Annotated in this window: 17 protein-coding genes; 9 read left to right on the plus strand and 8 right to left on the minus strand. The window is 67.4% G+C overall.

Annotation, left to right across the window (positions count from 1 at the left end):
* Positions 1-5 precede the first annotated feature (5 nt).
* The 5 genes from NRB56_RS07650 to NRB56_RS07670 form a co-directional block, all read right to left on the minus strand.
* Positions 6-377, minus strand: a complete 372-nt coding sequence (locus NRB56_RS07650) for a hypothetical protein (RefSeq protein WP_153339830.1) — start codon at positions 375-377, stop codon at positions 6-8.
* Between the two features lie 48 nt (positions 378-425).
* Positions 426-827, minus strand: coding sequence for a roadblock/LC7 domain-containing protein (locus NRB56_RS07655; protein WP_153339831.1), 402 nt, complete (start codon positions 825-827; stop codon positions 426-428).
* Positions 824-1,180, minus strand: a complete 357-nt coding sequence (locus NRB56_RS07660; protein ID WP_227837341.1) for a hypothetical protein — start codon at positions 1,178-1,180, stop codon at positions 824-826. Before NRB56_RS07660 ends, NRB56_RS07655 begins: the two co-directional genes overlap by 4 nt.
* 435 nt (positions 1,181-1,615) lie before the next feature.
* Entirely contained in the window at positions 1,616-2,875 is a 1,260-nt protein-coding gene (locus NRB56_RS07665; protein ID WP_153339832.1) for an acyltransferase family protein, read from the minus strand.
* 11 nt (positions 2,876-2,886) lie between these two features.
* Positions 2,887-3,672, minus strand: a complete 786-nt coding sequence (locus tag NRB56_RS07670; RefSeq protein ID WP_153339833.1) for an SGNH/GDSL hydrolase family protein — start codon at positions 3,670-3,672, stop codon at positions 2,887-2,889.
* Between the two features lie 244 nt (positions 3,673-3,916).
* On the opposite strand from NRB56_RS07670, the gene NRB56_RS07675 reads away from it, so the two are divergent.
* The 6 genes from NRB56_RS07675 (at position 3,917) to NRB56_RS07700 (ending at position 9,847) form a co-directional block, all read left to right on the plus strand.
* Positions 3,917-4,312 carry a hypothetical protein gene (locus NRB56_RS07675; protein WP_153339834.1) on the plus strand — a complete coding sequence of 132 codons (396 nt, stop codon included), beginning with the start codon at positions 3,917-3,919 and terminating at the stop codon, positions 4,310-4,312.
* 55 nt (positions 4,313-4,367) lie between these two features.
* Positions 4,368-5,039 carry a vWA domain-containing protein gene (locus NRB56_RS07680; protein ID WP_153339835.1) on the plus strand — a complete coding sequence of 224 codons (672 nt, stop codon included), beginning with the start codon at positions 4,368-4,370 and terminating at the stop codon, positions 5,037-5,039.
* A complete protein-coding gene (locus NRB56_RS07685) occupies positions 5,039-6,043 on the plus strand; it encodes a protein phosphatase 2C domain-containing protein (protein WP_153339836.1) in 1,005 nt (334 codons plus the stop codon). Before NRB56_RS07680 ends, NRB56_RS07685 begins: the two co-directional genes overlap by 1 nt.
* Before the next feature lie 19 nt (positions 6,044-6,062).
* Positions 6,063-8,087: a hypothetical protein gene (locus tag NRB56_RS07690; protein WP_153339837.1), complete on the plus strand. Its 2,025-nt coding sequence runs from the start codon at positions 6,063-6,065 to the stop codon at positions 8,085-8,087.
* A gap of 3 nt (positions 8,088-8,090) precedes the next feature.
* Positions 8,091-9,350 carry a serine hydrolase domain-containing protein gene (locus NRB56_RS07695; RefSeq protein WP_153339838.1) on the plus strand — a complete coding sequence of 420 codons (1,260 nt, stop codon included), beginning with the start codon at positions 8,091-8,093 and terminating at the stop codon, positions 9,348-9,350.
* A gap of 173 nt (positions 9,351-9,523) precedes the next feature.
* Positions 9,524-9,847, plus strand: a complete 324-nt coding sequence (locus tag NRB56_RS07700; protein ID WP_319942699.1) for a LuxR C-terminal-related transcriptional regulator — start codon at positions 9,524-9,526, stop codon at positions 9,845-9,847.
* 375 nt (positions 9,848-10,222) lie between these two features.
* On the opposite strand, the gene NRB56_RS07705 is transcribed toward NRB56_RS07700, so the two are convergent.
* The 3 genes from NRB56_RS07705 to NRB56_RS07715 form a co-directional block, all read right to left on the minus strand.
* On the minus strand, positions 10,223-11,455 hold the full coding sequence (locus NRB56_RS07705) for a caspase family protein (protein ID WP_319942700.1): 1,233 nt from the start codon (positions 11,453-11,455) through the stop codon (positions 10,223-10,225).
* 33 nt (positions 11,456-11,488) lie between these two features.
* Entirely contained in the window at positions 11,489-11,833 is a 345-nt protein-coding gene (locus tag NRB56_RS07710; RefSeq protein WP_153339840.1) for an effector-associated constant component EACC1, read from the minus strand.
* A gap of 230 nt (positions 11,834-12,063) precedes the next feature.
* Positions 12,064-12,534, minus strand: coding sequence for a MarR family winged helix-turn-helix transcriptional regulator (locus tag NRB56_RS07715; RefSeq protein ID WP_227837343.1), 471 nt, complete (start codon positions 12,532-12,534; stop codon positions 12,064-12,066).
* A 58-nt stretch (positions 12,535-12,592) separates the two neighbouring features.
* Between NRB56_RS07715 and NRB56_RS07720 the strand changes: the two genes are divergently transcribed.
* From NRB56_RS07720 to NRB56_RS07730, 3 genes are all read left to right on the plus strand, one after another.
* Positions 12,593-14,104 (plus strand): MFS transporter, encoded by a 1,512-nt coding sequence (locus tag NRB56_RS07720; protein WP_153339841.1) that lies wholly within the window; start codon positions 12,593-12,595, stop codon positions 14,102-14,104.
* A 272-nt stretch (positions 14,105-14,376) separates the two neighbouring features.
* Complete coding sequence (locus tag NRB56_RS07725) at positions 14,377-15,873, plus strand: alkaline phosphatase (RefSeq protein WP_319942702.1); 1,497 nt, start codon at positions 14,377-14,379, stop codon at positions 15,871-15,873.
* On the plus strand, positions 15,873-16,400 hold the full coding sequence (locus tag NRB56_RS07730) for a hypothetical protein (protein WP_153339842.1): 528 nt from the start codon (positions 15,873-15,875) through the stop codon (positions 16,398-16,400). The genes NRB56_RS07725 and NRB56_RS07730 overlap by 1 nt, the downstream gene beginning before the upstream one ends.
* The last annotated feature ends 789 nt before the right edge of the window (positions 16,401-17,189 follow it).

Consider the following 17,189-nt stretch of genomic DNA (forward strand, 5'->3'; position numbering starts at 1 on the left):
CGGCGCTAGATGTCGAGTTCCTGCTCGATGCCCTTGAGGCGGTGACGGGCCATCGCGAGGTTGGCGCGCTCGCGGTGGAGGGCGAGGTAGAGGAACAGGCCCTTGGATTTGGGGCCGGACATCGGCCGGATGAGGTGGTACTGCCCGGAGAGGGTGATGAGGATGTCCTCGATATCCTCGTTCAGCCCGAGCTGGTCGATGGTGCGCAGCTTGGCGCGCACGACCTCGGTATTACCGGCGGCGGCGATCTGCAGGTCCAATGTCTTGGAATTGCCGAGCATGCCGAGGGCCATACCGCTGGAGTAGTCGACGACGGCGGCGCCGATCGCGCCGTCGATGGACATCATGTCTTTCAGTGCGAGATCCAGATTGCTCATATGCCGTGCCTTTCGGGAAATATTCTGATGCCGGATATGCGGTGTAAATTATTTCGGCGCTTGGAGCAGTGCGAGGACTCGCTTCGCCGCAGCGGTCAGCCGGCCCAGATTGACCGATTGGCCGCTGCCCACGACGAGCAGCATCGCACTGCTGATCGGGAAGATGCCGACACAACCGCGGTCCGCTTCGAAGAAGGTCGACTGCAGGCGGCCGTGGGCCGACATCGCGGCGAAATGATCGCCGATACCCATCGCCGCCGCGGCCAGCGCCGAACCGCGAAGTGCCACAGCGTCCTCCGGCTGTTCATGTGCCGTCGCGCTCGCGACGACGAGCCCGTCCCGGCTGGCGACGAAGGCGTACGCCGCGTCATCGATCGACTCGCACGCCTCGGCCAGCAGCCGGGCGACCTCGTCGGGCTCGGTGAGCGCTAATTCCAGCCGGCGCGTCACACCTGGACCGACTGTTCGATCCGGCGCAGCAGGTGCCGCGCCATGGCCAGATTCGCTCGTTCCCGGTCGAGCACCAGATACAGGAACAGCGTGTTCCGGCCGCTCTCGAGAATGCTGCCGCGCCGCCCGTCGTCCAGCGGCATCATGATGTGGTACTGCGAACCGAGCGTGATGAGAATGTCTTCGATCGCGTCGTCCAACTGTAAGGTCTCTATTGCCTCGACCTTCGCGCGCACGACCCGCGTGAGGACGGCTCCGGCGACTTCCATGTCGATCAACGAATTCCCGCCCCGCTTGCCGAGAATCATTCCGCTGCTGTAATCGACGAGAGCGATACCGACTGCTCCGTCCATCGACATTCCGTCGTGTAGAGCATCGTCCAAATTCATTTGCACCTCGATACTTCGATATGGCCGAATCAAGCGGCGGCAAATCCGAATCGAGACCATACCACCGTGCCGGTTATGGGACAACTTCCGTGTGGAAATTCGCACCGGCAGGTTTTAATGTCATTGCCCTATCAAATTCGGCTATGTATCGGCAACTGGTTCGTAGGCGTGGGCTCGGTGCTCGATCCCGAGTTCGGTGTCCCGGACGTGGGGCGATCCCGGTCCGCAAGCTCGCTCGGACGATGTCATCGGTGCTCGATACGGCCAGTTGGACGGTGGTCGATCGTTCCCGTGTCGCGGCGTGCGGGCGAATCGCACTATTGAATTTCCATTATTGAGTCTTGCCCGGTCGGCACCGTTGTCGCCATGATCATCCGAGTCCGGCAAATATTCGGAGAACTATCGCGGGAACGATCCTGTTCCTGTCGATGCTCGACGCGCTGCGAGCCGGGCCGGGATGGGCAGGCGCGGGCGCGCGAGGCGTTTCATGATCGGCTGGTCCAGGTAGTGGTAAAGGGCTGCTGCGGCGAGGACGGAGAGGGCGGCGGCGGCCGACGCGTAGCACAGCCAGCCGAGGAATCCGTATCGGTGGCCACCGATCAGGAACCGGGTCAGGATCACCATCACCGGGAATTGGATCAGGTAGAACGCGTACGAGATCTCGCCCAGCCATTGCATCGGGCGGGAGGCGTTGATGCCCGATATGCCGGCTCGGTCGCGGGCGGCGAGAGTGGCGACGACCGCGGTCATCGGCGCGACGGTCAATGCCGACATCTTGAAGTCGATCGGTACGAGCCACGTAGTCGCGTAGGTGAGGGCCGTCGCCGCGAGCGGCGGACCGAGTCGTAGGTTCCGCCACAGGTTCTCGCGCACGAGACGTGCGGCGACGACGCCCAGATAGAATTCGGGCAGTCTCGTGGCGGGGAACGTGTATCCGAGCCAATACGACGGCGTGACGGGAATGTCGCGCTGTGCGAACCATCGTGGGGAGGCGTGTATTTCGTATCGGGGCGACTCGTCGCCGTTCAGCAGCCGTGGCGCGAAGGTGTTCGCGATTCCCTTCGGGCCGTCGGCCCACAGGTACAGACCGAGGTGCAGGGCGGCGATCAGCAGCAGTAGCGCGGCCACGGCCGGGTAGAGCCGGTTCCGCGGAATCCGGCGCACGAGTGGCAGGGCCGCCGGAAAGCTCAGGTAGAACAGCACCTCCGAGCACAACGACCACGACGGGACGTTCAGGCCGCCCACGGTGCTCCAGGTCGGAACCCACGCGTGGACGAGCAGCGCGTCCGGCAGCCACACCACCAGCCTCGACACCGGCACGGACGCGGCCGCGACGAATACGAGAGCCGCCGCCAGATGGGTGGGGAAGATCTTCAGGGCGCGCCGCCGGTAGAACGACCGCCGCGTCGTGCCCGGTCGGGCGGACCAGCAGATCACGAAACCGGACAATACGAAGAAGAAGGTGACCCCGGCGGCGCCGAGCTGCATCGGGAGCCACCAGTGCAGGTTCCGGAACAGTGCCGACTTCTGGAAGGGATAGACCGGCAGGAACACCAGGGCGTGCAGGACGAAGACCGCGAACGCGGCCCACCAGCGTGCGCCGGTCAGTGCCGGAAGCTGTTCCCGTACACCGGTTTCCATCCGGCTCGGATCGGACATCCGGTAGTTCTCTACAATCCGAGCCAGCGCTCGACGCCGGTGGCCACGGCCGTGTTGCCGGCGGCGTTGGGATGGACCGGTGCGCCCGCGAACGGGGAGTCGTCCCCGGTCAGGCCGCTGATCCACGGCGCGGCCGTGCAACTGCCGTGCCCGGCGGTGACCGAACGCACGTCGAAGAATCGAATTCCCAACTGCTGGGCCGCATCACGCTGGGCGTCCTGGAGCCGGTCGAGATACGCGAGGTAACCCTCGGCGCGCGGTTGCACAACGCGGCCGCCGACGGCCAGATCCATGCACGCGGCCGGCTGATCGGGGGCGAAGATCTCCGGATAGCCGACGATCGCGACGGTGGCGGCCGGGGCGTAGTAGCGCACGTAGTCGACCACCTCCCGGATCCGGGCCGCGTACGCGTCCCCGGTGACCGCGCGGTAGTCCGGCAGCCGGTTCTGGTCGGCGGCATCGAGCCCGCAACCGCGGACGACGTCCAGCAGGCAGTCCACCGAGGGAAACGCCCGCCCGGCGGACCCGCCCCAGGTGTCGTTCATGCCCAGCTGGATCAGGACCGCGCGGGTCGCCGGGCCGAAAGCGTTGCGGTCGGCGGCTTTACGGGCCTGATGCAGCAGGGTCCAGCCGTCGCCGGTGTCGATCGTGCCGCCGTTGCAGGAGGTGTCGAGCATCTCCGAGCGATCCGGGATACCCAGCGCGGCGAGCTGATTGGGCCACGAGTTGGCGGAGTGCATACAGCCGTCGTCGGATTGCCCGATCAGCGGCGCCGTCGCGGTGTACGAATCACCCATCACGACAAAGGATTTCCCGGATTCGGGTGCCGCCGTGGCCACGGCCGGCGAGAGTGCGGCACACACCGATATCGCTGCGAGGATGCCGGCGAACGGTCTCAACTTCTCGAACCTTCCCAGATCGTTCCGGCTGTGCGCCCGGTACCGCGCGCACCGGGAGGCCAGTATGGAACCGCTGCGGCGACCGGCACTATCGGCCGAACGGACGACAGTCGCGGCGGTGTCCGGCGATTAGCCTGGCACCGTGCCCGAAAGAATTTCGCGGGTGGGGGTCCTGGCCGGCACAGCCGCGGTGGTGGTTTCGGCGGCTGTGCTGACCGGCACGCTCACCGCCTGCCGGCAGGCCGCCGGATCGCCGCCCGCCGCTGCGACCACAACCGCCGCGGTATCACCCGCTCCCGCCGTAATCGTCACGCCCGCAGCCGAAGTGACCGGGACGGAAGTGCCGGGCCCGGCACCCGCGATACCGCGCGCCGATGATCCACCGGCGGCTCGCGTCGAAGAACCGGCGGAATCCATTCCCGCACCGGATGTTTCGGCCGCACCGCTCGTGCCGGCGCCTGCCGTGGCGCCGCCGGTGCAACCGAAAGCGCCTCCCACGCTCAGTGATCCGGGTTTCGAGGCCCGGGCCGGGTATTGAGATGCGTGGCATGCCGACCCGACCACTCTATTGCCGAAGGTGACGGACGATCCCGATGAACGAACCACTCGGAACGGTACTACCGGTGTATTTCGTCGCCGACGAGTCCGGTTCCATGTATCCCCATGTCGGAGAACTGAATCAGGGCTTGACCAGCCTGCTCGACGCATTGCAGGGCGAGTCGATGGCCGCCGCGAAGGTCCGCTTCTGCGTGGTGGGCTTCGCCGACGACGCACGCTGTTATCTCGAGCCGGAGGATCTGCGCCGGATCGAGAAGATGCCCGAACTGTCCGCCCGCGGCTCCACGTCGTTCGCCGCCGCGTTCGACGCACTGACGGACCGGATTCCCCGGGATATCCAGAACCTGAAGAACAACGGCTATCTGGTCAACCGGCCGGCCGTGTTCTTCCTGACCGACGGCGCGCCCAACCGGGGTGACGGATGGGAGCAGGCGCACGCGCGGCTCACCGGGTTCGCCGCCCGGCCCAACATCCTCGCCTTCGGCATCGGGTCGGCCGACGCCGAGGTCATCAAACAGGTGGCCACCGATCCGCGCTACGCGTTCATCACCGCGGCCGGAACGGATACCGGCATCGCGATCTCGAAGTTCGTCACGGCGCTCACCCAGTCCGTGATCAATTCCGGGCAGGCGCTGGCGACCGGGCAGTCCACGCTGCAGGTGGAGAAACCGGACGGATTCGTCTCGCTCGCCGTGGACACGGTGTGATGAGCCTCTTCTCGAAGTTCCGCGGACCGGACGACGCGGCCGCGGGCGCCGCCGCCGATCCGCCGCCCACGGCCGCGCAGCCGGCCGAACCGATTGCCCTGGAATCGAATTCGTATCCGGTGTGGCCGTCGGATCGGCCGATCGTCGTCGGGCGGCCGACACCGGTGTTCGAGCCGGTCGCCGTGGGTGACGAGTTCCGGCGCGTTCCCTACCGCCCGGACACCGTGCTGGACGGCTGGTCGACGGGCGCCTTCACGGTCCGGGCGGCCTCGATGCGCGGACATCTCCACCGGCACAACGGCGCACCACGCCAGGACGATCTCGCGATCACCCACGCACTCGGTCACCGGCTGAATGTGGCAGTCGCCGACGGTGTTTCGGGTGCCGCCCAGTCACACGTCGGCGCGACCACCGCCGTCCGCTACGCGAGCCAATGGCTCGCCGACAGCGCACCCGCCGGTGACTCGGACATCGAGTGGCACACGTTGTTCCAATACGCGGCGTGGGCCCTGATCGAGCAGACCGTGACGGTCCTGGGCCTGCCCGAGGCGGACGCCGGCCTGGCCGATCAACTCCTGGTCACCACTCTCGTCGTCGGGGCCTGTGACGCGCTGGCGGACGGTACCGTCTCGGCACGCCTTGCCGCGGTGGGCGATTCGGCGGCCTGGCTGCTGTCCGGCGGACAGTTCATCCCGCTGCTGGGCGGCAAGTCGGCCTCCGCGGCCGGGCTGTCGTCGTCGGCGGTCGACGGGCTGCCGCGGGTTCCCGCCGAGATCGCGACGGCGCGAGCGATCGTCCGGCCCGGCGATGTCCTGCTGATGGGGACCGACGGTTTCGGAGATCCACTCGGCGGCGGCGACGGGCAGGTGGGAGATCTGTTCCGCGGCCTGCTGGCCGGGCGGGTGCCGTCGCTCGTCGAATTCGGCCATGCGCTGGATTTCTCCCGGGAGACCTTCGACGACGACCGCACGCTGGTGGCGATCTGGCCCAGACCACAGCAGTGACTCGACGGGGGTGGAGCGGATGCCGTTGCGACGACTGAAAGTGTCGGAACTCGGGAACAAGTCCAAGATCGCGGGTGGGGGTCAGGGTGTGGTGTTCACCGCGCCGGGTGTGCGGATGCAGTACGCGAACCGGTTGGTGTACAAGGAATACCGGCCCGCGAACCGGGTGGATGTGGATGTCCGGGCCCTGGAGTCGATGCCCGCGCACCTGGAATCACTGCCCTTCGGCGCGGGCGCGGAACTGCTGTCGATCGTGGCATGGCCGTGCCGGCTGGTCACCGACGACAGCACCGGCGAGGTCCTCGGTTTCGTGATGCCCGCGATCCCCGACCCGTTCTTCGTCGACATGACCAAAGCCTCCGGCCGCGTCCGCGTCACCGGAGAATTCCAGCACCTGCTCAACGACGACTCGTTCCTCGCCCGCCGCGGGATCGCCCTGACCGACCGCAACCGATACGAACTGCTCACCCGCACCGCCGAAGCACTGTCGATCCTGCACCGCCACGGCATCGCCGTCGGCGACCTGTCACCGAAGAACCTGCTGTTCTCCCTCACCCCCACCCGCGCCGTCTACTTCATCGACTGCGACGCCATGCGCCTGCACAACCGATCCGTGCTCCCGCAACTGGAAACCCCCGGCTGGGAAGTCCACACCACCAACCCCACCGAGGAACTGGCCACCCCCGCCAGCGACAACCACAAACTCGGCCTGCTCGCCCTCCGCCTGCTCACCGGCGACCAGACCACCCGCGACCCCACCCGGCTACCCCCCACCGTCGCCCACCGCATCCGGCAACTCATCCACGCCGCCCTCGACCCCGACCCCACCACCCGGCCCACCGCCACCGACTGGATACCCGACCTCACCACCGCCACCACCACCGCGAACACCACACCACCACCACAACCACCACCCACACTCACCCGACCCATCGTCACCACGCACCCCGGCCCCACGGTCAACCCGCCTCCACCACAACCACTTCCACCACCGCCCCCGAACACCCCGCGCCGGCAACCGGTGTCCGGCCGGGTCAAAGCGGTGGCCGCGGGTGCGGCGGTGTTCGCCGTCGTCGTCGCGTGGGCCGTGCATTCGACCGGGGGAGGTAACGGCAGCGGTGGTGATCGGACCGGCAAACCGACTGCGGCGCAAGTTATTTCCGGCAACAGCCCGCTGCGGGTGACCGGCGTCGACACGGTGGGGCACAGTCCGTGGGGGGTGGGTGTCGACGCGGACACCCGGACCGCTTTCGTGACGAACGCCGACGACAACACCATCACGACAATAGATCTGGACACCGGCGCCACCGGTACGCTGCCCGCGGCGGCCAAACCGACCGCCGTCGCCGTGGATCAGGCCGGTCACCTCGCCTACGTGACCAACGCGCTGGCCCGGTCGGTCTCGGTGATCGATACGCGGACCGTGCAGTTCACCGCCACGGTCCAGGTCGGCGCCGGACCCTACGGCATCGCATTGGATCGCACCGGACGCACCGCTTACGTCAGCAACTTCGACGAGGACAGCGTGTCGGTGATCGATACCCGCCGGCGCGTCGTCACCGCCACGGTGCGAGTCGGCGGTCATCCCTACGGAATTGCGGTCGACCAGTCGACCGGGAACGTCTATGTCGCCACCGCCCGTGACAACGCTGTCACCGTTGTCGACGGTGCCGGCTCGTCGATCGTCGCCGTCGTGCCCGTCGGCGAGGAGCCGTGGGGGGTCGCCGTCGAGTCCGGCACGGCCTATGTCACCAACCATCGATCCGGGACGGTCTCGGTGATCGACACGTCGCGCCGTGCGGTGGTGGGTACAATCACCGTCGGAAACGGCCCGGTCGGTGTGGCATTCGCGCCGGGCGGGCGGACGGAGTACGTCACCGATCACGGCGTCGACACGGTCTCGGTGATCGATGCGGCCGCTCGCCGGGTGACCGACACCGTCAGGGTCGGGAACAATCCGCACGGCATCTGCTTCGACCGCACCACCGGCGCCGCGTACATCACCGATTTCACCGTCGGCACCGTTTCGATCGTCGGGCGGTGACCCGTGCCCGATCCAGGGACTCCGCGCACGGCGAGCGCCATGCTGCGCGGGGGTGTCATCGGATTGATCTGCGGCGTCATGATTTCCACCTCCGCCGACGACCGTCCCGGCTACATCGCGTCGTCACCGCCGCCGCCGGCGACGGTGACCCCGGATCCCGGTGCGGCGCTGGACGCGCGGATCGTGCCGATCGTCGATCGCGTCATGCGGTCGATGGCGGTGCCCGGAGTCGTTGTGCGGGTGCGTACTCCGTCCACGGTGTGGTCACACGCGTTCGGCACCAGGGTGATCGGGACGGACGATCCGATCGGGGCCGGTGACTTCTTCCGGGTCGGTTCGGTCACCAAGACGATGGTGGGAACCGTTGCGTTGCAACTCGTCCGGGAGGGGCGGCTGCGCCTCGATGACCCCGTGTCGCGGTTCCGGTCCGATGTACCCGGCGGGACCGGCATCACCGTCGCCGATCTGCTGGACATGCGCAGCGGATTGTTCAGCTACAACGAGGATCCGGCGTTCGCGTGGGCGCTGGATCGGAACCCGGCGCGGGTCTGGGAGCCCGAGGAGTTGCTGGCGATCGCGCTGCGCGAGGCGCCCTACTCGGCTCCGGACACCGAATTCCGCTACTCGAACACCAATACGGTTCTGATGGCCCTGATCATCGAGCAGGTCACCGGTGACAGCATCGCCACCGAACTGTCCCGGCGGATCTTCGGGCCGCTCGGGCTGACGCAGACCTTCTTCCCGGTGCCCGGCGACGCCACCGTCCCGCCACCGTCGCCGCACGGATACATGTACGGCAGCAACGCTTCTGCCCTGATATCGCCGCGGCTGCCGGACGATCGGCTGTCGGCCGCGCGCGCCGGGACCCTGTTGCCGACCGACGTCACCGCGCTGAACCCGACCTGGATCTGGGCGGCCGGCGGCGTGATCTCCACCGCCGCCGACCTGACCACGTACGCTCGCGCCCTGGTCGGCGGAACCGGTCTGCTCGACGGTGACCTCCAGCGCGCGCGAGTGGACAGCGCGGCCCCGCTCGACCCGCTGGATCCGACCGCCAACCATTACGGACTCGGCCTCGAGTCCTTCGGGCCGATGTTCGGCCACGACGGGGCGATCCCGGGATTCCAGACCTTCATGGGCCACGACCCGATCCGGGACGTGACCATCATCGTCTTCTGCACGATGCGGGACGGTCCCGCCGGCGGCCGCCCCGCCAACGAGATCGCGTACGACATCGTGCGCTCGATGTACGGTGCGCCCTGACCGATGCGGGTAGGCCGGCTCACCTTCGCACCCGTTACCGTTTAGTTATTACTTGCGCACCGAATTACTGTCCTGCCGGACGGAAATGTGATTGAATCCCTTCAATGCCTCGATCGAAGTGGTTGTCACAAGCCGAGGCATATGCAACTCGGGAGGGAGTCGCATTGTTTCCGGTGGAGCACGACAGCCTGATCATCGCGGAATCGGATCGCTCGAATCGGCACTGCCGCTGCGGCCGGCGTGGCCGGGCCGCCGAAGTGCATCATGTCGCCCGTCCCGTTCTGTCGAGCAGGGAACGGGAAGTGCTGGTCGAATGGATCAAGTCCGATACCAAGGCCGACGCGTGCGCTCATTTGTTCGTTACCGTAAGCACGTTGAACACGCACATCACCAGAATTCGGAAAAAGTACGCGGACGTGGGACGACCGGCCGGCACCAAGGCCGCGCTCATGGCCCGCGCCGTGCAGGACGGGCTCATAGACGTCGGTGAACTCTGAACATCGCGATCCGTCATCGTTCGGCAGGGGCGCGGAACGCGTCCCTGATCCGAATTGCGGATTCCAGGGCCGATGTCGGCCGTGATCACCCCGGAACCCAACAGGTCAATTCGACGAACGCGACGATGAAGCGGCACGAATATCGAGCCGCCGTGAAATCCATTCGACAACCGTTCGGGAAAATACGTCACAACGGTTGAACGCCGAACCGGGAATTATTCGGCGCCGCCGGACCTGCCCCGGCGAAGATTCCGGATCACACGGTAATTCTCGTCGGCGGCATTCGAAACCGCAAGCGCGCGAACGAACAGGCAACAGGCAACCCCGGGCCGATCGTCACCGCCAGAGCGGCAGGCGGTTTCTCCGCTTCCCGGCTCAGCCGACCCGAACCGATTGGCGGGATTGGGTTGGGGTGAAGCTCTCGTCGATGTGCGGTGACGTCGCGGTGATGGACCGTCCGCCGACGTCGGAATCGCACCGGACATCCAGGTGGGCGGTGTTGGACACATCCTTCGCCACGAGGGGGTACACGACAGCGTCGCCCACATCCCAATCCGTGGACCACCCGGTCGGCTCGACACTGCCCTTGATCGCCATCGGGGACGAGCCCGGAGGGCACGCCGACGCGTTGACCACCAGATAGACATATATCGTCCCGGCGGGTGCGATCGCTGTCGCCGGCGGGGCGGTCGAAAGCGTGCTCGCGCCCGCCGTGGCCGGTGTGCTCGTCCCCGCTCGGTGGAAATCCCCGATCGTATAGATTCCGATGATCGCGGCGGTCAGGAGCGCGATCGCCGATATCGGCCGGTACCACCGCGTTCGACGGTGTGCCGAAGGCGACCGGTTCCGCCGGTCGCCCGAGCCGCTGTCCGGCGGCCGGAAATCGGTTTCGTCCGAGGCGTGGGTGGGTCCACTGGCGAGCGCGAGACGGCCGATCGTCCGGGTGTTGCGCTGCTCGGGTCGCGGAAAACCCTTGGCGGGCAGCGCTTTCGCCAGATAGTCGTGGATGTCGAAGATCGTCAGCAACTCGTGGCCGTCGTCCGGGCCGCGCCGCAGTACCTCCAGCAGTTCGCCGGTATAGGCCGTATGCCGCGCGTCGGCCGGTGCTCGCGAGGGTCGATTCGCGGGCGAGGAGGCCAGCGTGCACGTGCCGGCCACCTCGAGCTGTCCGGCGACCGCGGATGTGACATCACCCATGAGGTCGATCGCCAGCCCGGAGAAGCAGCAGTCCAGGATCAGCAACCGGTTCGCGGCCTTCGCGCCGGAGAGGGTGCCGCGCAGCATTTCCAGCGACAGCGCCGTCCACCCGACCCTGTCCGGGTCCTGCCTGGTGGCCGGCAGGGACAGATACAGGAGCCCGTTCCGGTCGATCAGCCCGTGCCCGGCGTAGTAGACGAGAAGCAGGTCCTCGGCCTGCTCGGCGGCGGTGATCACCGTGTCGCCGATTCGGGTGAGATCGGCCTCGTCGACGAGCGTCGTGCAGTTCTCGGGGAGCAGGCCGGTGCCTCGGGGGCTCGTCAGCACGCGAGCGAGGTCGGTCACGTTGTTGCCGACCGCGGGCAGATCCGGCAGCTCTCCGGCGATGAAGGTGGTGGTGCCCAGCAGCACTGCCCGTGATCGTCGTGGATCCGGTAGTCGCATTCATTCGCCCAGCGCGGTGCGCAGTACTCGGGCGACCTCGTTCTCGGGCAGACCCTGTGCGGCGATCTTCACCGAATCCCCGTTGTCCCGGGTGATCTCGATGTCCACCCGGGGTTTGCGGTATCTGATCCACAGCCCCAGCGAGGTCGCCAGCGCCGTTCCGGCGCCACCGGAGCCCAGTGCGACGATCAGGACATCCGGCCAGGTGCCCATGTCTCCGGTCGACACCGGCTGCTGCTCGACGGCGACCTGCCCGCGCAGTTCGTCCTCACGGCCCAGCCATGCCGCGAGATCCGCCAACGTCGCGGCAGTGTCCGTGCCGGGCAACCGAATCCGGACGATCATCGGTATTCCTCACCATCGATCATCGCCCATCGTCGGCGGCCTATGCGACGACGACAGGGGGGCGTGCGGTTCTCGCCGAATGAGAACCGAATCGGGACAACATCTTTCGCGCCCGCGGCCGAGATGCCGGTGGCACGGTGCAAGTCTCGTCCGGTGCGCGGGAGACCGCAAGGAGCGGAACGCACTGGCAACAGGCAACCCGGGCGGGCCGCCGGCCGGGTGATCGGTGGCTACGGTTGCGGCGGGGTCGGGGTGGAGTGGACGGTTCGTCCGTAGGCGCAGACGAAGCGGTCGAACAGGTTCAGGAGGAGGTGGCGCTCGTGGTCGTCGAATTCGGCCAGTGCGACGTCGTAGGAGTGCAGGATCTCGCTGACGCCGCGTTCGAAGGCCTGTAGCCCGCTCGGGGTGGCCTCGACGAGGTGGGCGTTCGCGCCGTCCTCGCGGTAGCGGCGGAGCAGGCCGGAGGCGAGGGCGGCGTTGACCTGACGGTTCACCGTGGACCGTTCCAGGCCGAGTTCGTCGACGATCTCGCGCAGGGTCCGGGGCCGGTGGTCGTTGAACAACCACAGCAGCCGGAGGTCCGCGACGCCCAGGGGAGAGGTCTGCTCCTGGTGGCGGCGGTGGCGGTCGAGATGGGCGAGCGTCCCGGCGAGAAATCGGCTGGCTGTGGTCCCGGCTTCCAGTACCGGCACTCGGTCCATGATCGTCACCCTCTTCATTCGCCCCGTCGCGGATGTGTGTAATCTACACACCAAGTGGATGTGTACATTACACATCCAGGTTGCGAGAGGGAGGTGTGCGGTGCAGGAGACATCCACGGAGGCCGCCGCCACGGCGCGCGGGGGCAATCCCTGGCTGATCGTGGCGGTCCTCGGGTTCTCCGGATTGTGTGTGGCGCTCATGCAGTCGCTGGTGATTCCGATCCAGAGTGAACTGCCGCATCTGCTGAGCACCTCGGCGAGCAACGCGTCCTGGGTGCTCACCTCGACGCTGCTGGGCGGTGCGGTGGCGATGCCGGTCGCCGGGCGGCTGGCCGACATGTTCGGCAAGCGGCCGGTACTGGTCGCCGAGGCGGGGCTGTTGCTGGTCGGGTCGCTGGTGTGCGCACTGTCCAGTTCGCTGGTGCCGATGCTGGCCGGGCGGGTGCTACAGGGTGTGGCGATGGGGTACATCCCGGTCGCCATCAGTTTCGTGCGGGAGGTCGTGCCGGCTCGGGTGGTCAACGCCGCGACCGCGACGATCAGCGCGACGCTGGGCGTGGGCGCCGCGCTCGGGCTGCCGTTGGCCGCCTGGATCGCTCAGGACCACAATTGGCATGCGCTGTTCTGGGTTTCGGCGGTGCTCGCGACCGCGATCACCGTGTTCTCTCTGGTGGCGTTGCCGCACGTGCGCGACGCGCATGCCGCGCACCTGGATGTGGTCGGCGCGATCGGCCTCGCGGTCGGGCTGGTCGCGGTCCTGGTCGGGGTGTCGAAGGGCAACGACTGGGGCTGGACCTCCGCGACCACCCTCGGCCTGATCGCCGCCGGCGTCGTGGTGCTCTTCGCTTGGGCCGCTTTCGAATTGCGGCATCGTGATCCGCTGGTCGATCTGCGGACCACCGCGGCGCGGCCGGTTCTGCTGACCAACATCGCGGCGCTGCTGATCGGGTTCGGCATGATGGCCCAGTCGATCGTCGTGCCGCAGCTGCTGGAGATGCCCGCCGAGACCGGATACGGGCTCGGCCAGACCGTGCTCGCGGCCGGATTGTGGCTCGCCCCAGCCGGTTTGATGATGATGGTGTTCGCGCCGGTCTCGAGCTTCCTGCTGACCCGCTTCGGTGGCCGGACCGCGTTGGCGCTCGGCGGAGCCGTGCTTGCGGTCGGCTACGTCTGCGCCGCGGTACTGCTCCATGCCCCTTGGCAATTGGCGCTGGCCACCTGTATCGCGTCCGCCGGTGTCGGGATCGGTTATGCGGCGATGCCCACGATCATCCTGGAGAACGTCCCGCTGACGGAGGCCGCTTCGAGCGTCGGCGTCAACTCGCTGATGCGCTCGGTGGGCACCACCATCGCCGGCGCGGTGATGGCCGTCGTACTCACCAGCAAGACAACCACTCTCGCGCCCGGACTGCCACAGATCCCCACGCTGGACGCCTTCCGGTTGTGCTTCGTCGTGGGCGCCGCCGCGGCGGCCGTCGGCGCGATCGTGGCCATGCTGGTGCCGCGCCGTGTCCGCCGCGACGAGGTCGCGACCGAGGCCGAGGCGGTGCCGGAGGCTGCCGTCCACTGAGCCGGATCTCCCCGCCACCGCCGAGCGTGTGCTCGGGCCGGCGAAGCGCTGGCGGCCCCATGTCGTCGTGCACGAATGCACCGAGTTCGGTGGGTATCCGGCCGCGGAGCGCCGGAGATGAACCGCAGGTCACATCGATACGAATTCATTAACCTGCGAGCAAGCTGCGTGTCGGCTGTGAGCCCCGGTGCGGCAAACCGCCGGGGTTAGCTTCAGCGCGCCCGGGGACGGGCGGCGCCCGTACCGTCGGGCGCAACGATGGAGGAGACTACGTGCAGCACAGGAAGCGCGCCCGGATCTGGGGAGTCGCGGCCCTCATGGTCGCGGCGACCGCGGCCACCGTCATCGCGGGATGCGGGTCCGAGAAGAAGTCCGGCAACGAGGTTCACAACATCATCTATCTGCTGGGCGACGGAATGGGCCGCACCCACGTCACGGCCGCGCGGCAGCGGTTCGCCGGCGCCAACGGCCGTCTCGCCATGGAGCAGTTGCCCTACGTCGGCGCGGTCGCCACCTATGCCGTGGAACCCAACAGCAGCAAGCCCGCCCTGGTGACCGACTCCGCGTCCGCGGGCACGGCATGGTCCTCGGGCGTCAAGACCTACAACGCGGCCATCGGCGTCGACGCCGCCGGCAAGTCGGTGCCGACGCTGATGGAACAGGCCAAGGCCGCCGGTTTCGCGACCGGCAACGTCAGCACCGCCGAGATCACCGACGCCACCCCGGCGGCCATGTTCAGCCACGCCCTGCTGCGCGGCTGCCAGGGCCCCACCTTCAGCGAATCCACCTGTCTGCCCAAGAAATCCGACGGCGGCTACGAGGCGCAGCCGGCGGACAAGACGCTGGTCACGCCGATCGCCGAGCAGATCGCCCGGAACAGGACCGCCGACGTCATCCTCGGTGGCGGCCTGGCCCGCTTCGAGCCCGAGGATCAGAAGGCGCTGCAGGACAACGGCTATCGGGTGCTGGGCAGCATGGGCGACCCGGCGCTGAAGGCGCAGACCGCCGAGAGCCAGAAGGTCGCCACCGCGGGCGATCTGAAGTCGGCCGACGCGGAAAAGGTGGTCGGCCTGTTCAACCGCGGCAACATGACGGTGACCAACGCGCGTGCCGCGCTGCCGGCGTCGGCCCCGGAGAAACAGGAGCCGACCCTGGCCGAGATGACCACCAAGGCTGTCGACCTGCTGTCGAAGCACAAGGACAGCAAGGGTTTCCTGTTGCAGGTGGAGGGCGCGCTGATCGACAAGCGCTCGCATGCCAACGACGCCGCCCAGACCCTCGACGAGATCAAGGCGTTCGACGACGCGGTCGCCGCGGCGCTGGATTTCGCGAAGAAGGACGGCCACACCATGGTGCTCGTGACCGCCGACCACGAGTGCGCCGGTTTCAACATCATCGAGAAGGGCACCTTCACCAACGCCGAAGCGGTTGCGCCACCGGTGAACATCGACACCGGCAACCCGGCCAACAACTCGAAGCCGGGGCGGGACGGCAAGGAGAATGTCAAGGATCCGGTACGCTCCAGCGGTTTCGCCAACGGCTCGACGGATCCGCGCAACTTCGGCCCGGCCACTTTCCGGACCCCCGATGATCCCGCCGACGTGAAGGACGGCTCGCCCGAGGCCAGCCTGTGGCTGACCTACCTGTCCGGCAACCACACCGGCGCGGATGTGCAGATCTACGCGTACGGCCCGGGCGCGGACGTCTTCGCCGCGAGCCAGGACAACACCGCGCTGTACACCAAGATGCACAAGGCCCTGCTGCCGTGATGCGGAAAGCTGCCGGTGCGGCGCGGTTCTCACCGCGTGGCACCGCCGCGGCGGCGAGCCTGCTGACGGTGCTCGCGTTGGGCACGGGCTGCTCGTCCACCTCGAATGTGCCCGCCCCCACGGCGGTTCCGTCGTCGCCCGCCGCCGCGGCGGGCCCGCGGACCGCCGAACCACCCGCGGCCACCCTCACCGGGGCCGCGCCGGGAGAGGTACGGCTGATTCCCGGCCCCTTCACCGACCGCGTGCGCATCACCGGCGCCCGGCTCGAAAAGTCCACGGTTCGTGGCACAGTGGCGATCACCACCGACGTCAGCGACATCCTCGCGCTGGAGGTGCACGCGGCCTTCTACGACGCCGCGGGACACCTCGCCGGGACCGGTGTGTTCCAGCACGCCGACGAGGAGGCCGGCGGAGGCGGCGGTCATCGGCCGCACAACGACGGGGTCGATTTCACCATCACCTCGGCTCCCGGCGATATCACCGTCTCGGCGGTCGCGCTGACGATCCCGGTCCTCGTGAACGAATAGCGATCTCCCCGGCACCCGCCGATTTCCGATCGCCGGGAGGAAGCGGGGCCGGGGATCGCGAATTCGAAACCGGTCGGCCTGTCGTGTTGTGAAGCGATTCCTGTCCGCAATGTCGCAATTGCGGATATCGGCCCGCTCTCGATATCTTTCCGGACCTCTTTCGTGTCCTCGCCGATTCCGCGTCGTGCCGAGAATCGATCCGATTCGTTGCACTCCGAAGTAAACCGACCGTCGCGTCCATTCGCGCGGGAGCTCGCCGGTGATTATTCGGGGATATGTGAGAGTACTGGTTGGTTTTCATTCGAAATTGCTGGTCCACGGCAGGTTTCAGCGGAATCGAACCTTCGTGTAACCAGCGATTTACGCATCGGTTCAGCGACGTTCGCGCAGTCCCGGTCCTCTCGATCGCTTGTCCTGTAGCATGATCGAGAGGACACGGTCGGCGGGGCGATCGAAATAGCTTTCCGTTCATATTGCTTCATCTGATCATTGTCAGGCGATCGACAAGGGGGACGGATACACCGGTGATCCATCGGGCGCCGGAGTTGTCGTCACAATAAAACGCATCCAACGAGCCGGGCCGGCGATGCACGCGTACCGCGACGCGTGCGCCGAGACCCGTATCCACTGGGAACGTCGAGATCAGGGGCCACGTCCAGACAAGGGCGTGCCGTGTCGCAAGCTCCTCGCCGTTACCCGAAAAACCGAGACGTACGTACGTGTGCGTGCGTGGCCGGTCACCAACGGGTCGGTATTGCCGTGCGTCGGCGACGAGCGAGGAAGTTTGCC

The organism is Nocardia aurantia, assembly GCF_009604425.1.
GTDB lineage: Bacteria > Actinomycetota > Actinomycetes > Mycobacteriales > Mycobacteriaceae > Nocardia > Nocardia aurantia.